Below are 2,946 nucleotides of genomic sequence, written 5' to 3'. Positions count from 1 at the left end.
AACCGTTCCACTTAAAACTAATTTTATCCTTGTTTCATTGCCATTAAAGTTTGTCAGCACATGAGTTCTCTCTACCCAATTTTCTCCAATTGGTTTTCCTGATGTTAAATTTACTAATTGCCAATCCACATTTTTTTGCACATATGCTTTTACATCTGCAGTGCCAGGTATTAGCGCATCATACGTTATGGTAATTTTAGTGTTAGCTCCTGCTGTAATACTTCTTGTAACATAATCTCCAGACTCTGAAAGATTACCTAGAACTAGCTGTAACCCTGGATATAGCACTGGACTTTTTTCTTTTGACCCTTTTAAATTTGCCTTTACTGTTAACTCTCCAGATAGTCTTTCACGCAGCGCGAGCGGCAAGTTATCAGATAGAAAATTTTCTTTTCCTTCTTCATCTGTCAGAATAAATTCTACATTGGTATCAAATGCTACTTTTTCGACGTTCGTCAAAACAATTAAATCTGAAGTATTGGTTGCTGTAACTTTGCCAAGATCAATAACATGAGAATTTTCGCTAAATTTTGCAGCTAGTAATCGAAACGTTAAATCTAAATTTTGATGTGGAGTCCAGGTGCTTGCATTACTTGATGATAGTAATACTCCTACTTGATATGGCTGACTTGTTACCCAACGGCTATTTACTGCATCATATTTGCCAAGTTCTGCTATTTTTACTGCAGTACCAGGATCATCAGTAAGTAGCACTATTGCATACTCTTGTTCTGCATGGCAAAACACTGGTGACCACTCTATACGTGTTGCTGTGCCATCTACTTTTATATCTTTCGGCTCAATATAGCTTTCAGCAATAACAGTCTGCGATGGCATTCCCACTGCTGTTTCTCTAATCTGCACAACAACACGTTTTTTGCCTTTATTTATAAACCATAACTCTAGACCTCCTATGTGTCTGCTCTCATTTAAAGTAAATGTTTGCGCTAAAGGATCAACTCTTCTTGCTGCGATAATTCTTCTTCTCTCTTCTATGGTAATAGTTTTTTTACCAGTATAAGTTGCCTCTCCATAGCTTCCTTTATCACCATAAAACTGTACTAATTTAGTACCTGCTGGAATATTTGCTGGGATTTTTATTTTTCCACTTATTTGTCCTTGATTGTTAACTATTAACATATTTTTATGCTATAGGTTGAATAATTATTCCGTCAAATTTTATCTCTTTAAGCTTCTCACTTGGCTCAAAACCTTCAATTTCAAAATTCTGTACTGCTTCTCTCATAAATTCAGTTTCGTATGAAGTACTTGACAGCAGCTCTGTTGTTTCTTTAACATTAAATACTCTTGTTACTGGACTTTTCCAATTCGTGGTAACCTCCGTCCAGTGGTCTATATTTTTATTTAGAGTAATTTGTGCCGGAACTGGATCAAAAGCTTGATACGGGTTAATCTTTTCTCCTTTAGTCTGTAAAAGCTGCTCCAGTACCGGTTCAAGTTTATAAGGTAAAAGATAAGGTTCTTTACCTCTTTCAACATCAATAATTTCCACATCTATAGGTAAAATTAATTCTTTGTTTACTATTGCTGCAGACTGCGAAATTCCTTGATCGCGCATATCATCATCAAAGAATGAATCAACAAATACTCCTTTTTTGGTGGTAGGTTCTCTTGAATTTGCATCACTGCGTAAACGCTCCTGTGCAACCAGCGCATAAAGATCATTTATTCCTTTTTTCATTGCTTCAAGCTCATTCATCGGTACAGCATGAATAGCATTATTCACTATTTTTACCCCTTCGCCTTTTTTCCACGTCTGATGAATGTAGCAGAGCAAAAGTTGTCCACTAGGCGCTCTAGGCATTGATGGTCGCCAAGGGTGAGCTATGCCTTTTATTCTTCTTACCACTCCTTTGCTATCGATAGTAATTAAATCATAGCGGGGCATTTTCCAGGTGTAATCAACCAGAACCAAGCTGTTATCAACTGCACCTCTTACTTTACATCCCTCTTCGCTTATATCTTCAGGGCTTATATGAGTGCGGCAGCGATAGGTTATCAGGTAACTACTTCCAGGAGCTGGTTCTTTACCAGGTAATGACCAATCAACGTTTCCTGCGTTTAATTTGTAATCTATACTATTTTCATAAATAACATTGCCTTGTTTAACTTGAATAATCTCAAGTACTGCAGAGTCAGGAATAGCTCCAGAATATGAACCGTGAGTAACAGTAATAGTTTTTTGAACAGTTATGTCTACTTTTTTGATTTCACTTATTGGAAAATCATTAACCTTCAGTTCCATTACTCTTTGGCTATTTGGCTGAAAAGTATGTGGTTCTGATTCAACTGATTTTATATCCGGATCTTCATCAAAAGAAACACGAATACTGTGAGGAAGTTTAATCTCATAGCCATCAACATGAGCTTTACCCTCATTAATCACAAATATTTCTTTTTACCTTTTTTACCCCTTCTTCTCCCTCTTCCTTTTGCAGGAACATTACTTCAAGACCATTTACAACGTAGGAACCATTTGCTTCTTTGTCATAACGAGCAAGAGCAGTAGTTACTATGTTTGCTTGTGGAGGTGGTGAATGTTCTATTAATACTCCATTTTCAATATTGTAAATTGGGTAAAATTCGCCATTTGTAGAGTTAACAGTAACACTTTCTACTTGGTATCCCCAAATGGTGGAAACTTTAAGCCTTGCAGCTCCTACTTCCTGATAGTTTCTTGTACCAACAGCAGGATCACGAAGATTTTCGTCCTCAAGTTCTGTAATGGTAGATTCTAGGTAATAAATACCTATACGCACTGTGGTACTCAGTGGAATAACAAACTCTTCTTTTTCGACTTTTCTAACTGCACCACGCAGATAGATTTTTCCTCCTTCAAGTGTAACTTTACCAGTTTCTCTATCTATAATACAATTGCTTCCTGCTATAACATCACCATCACGGAATATTGCATCACCTATGCCC

General features: G+C 36.8%; 3 protein-coding genes. All 3 read right to left on the bottom strand.

Features of this window, described 5'->3' with window-relative positions:
- Positions 1–1,140, bottom strand: a 1,140-nt coding sequence (locus tag Wcon_RS09900; RefSeq protein ID WP_114517492.1) for a hypothetical protein, incomplete at its 3' end; no start/stop codon positions are given.
- A 4-nt stretch (positions 1,141–1,144) separates the two neighbouring features.
- The gene (locus Wcon_RS09895) at positions 1,145–2,407 is read right to left on the bottom strand and encodes a DUF4815 domain-containing protein (protein ID WP_410543479.1); all 1,263 of its coding nucleotides are present in this window, start codon (positions 2,405–2,407) and stop codon (positions 1,145–1,147) included.
- The coding region (locus tag Wcon_RS13165; protein ID WP_410543478.1) for a DUF4815 domain-containing protein at positions 2,400–2,946 on the bottom strand (547 nt) is incomplete at its 5' end. The genes Wcon_RS13165 and Wcon_RS09895, both read right to left, overlap by 8 nt.

The organism is Wolbachia endosymbiont of Cylisticus convexus, from assembly GCF_003344345.1.
This window is presented reverse-complemented; position numbering and strand designations above follow the sequence as displayed.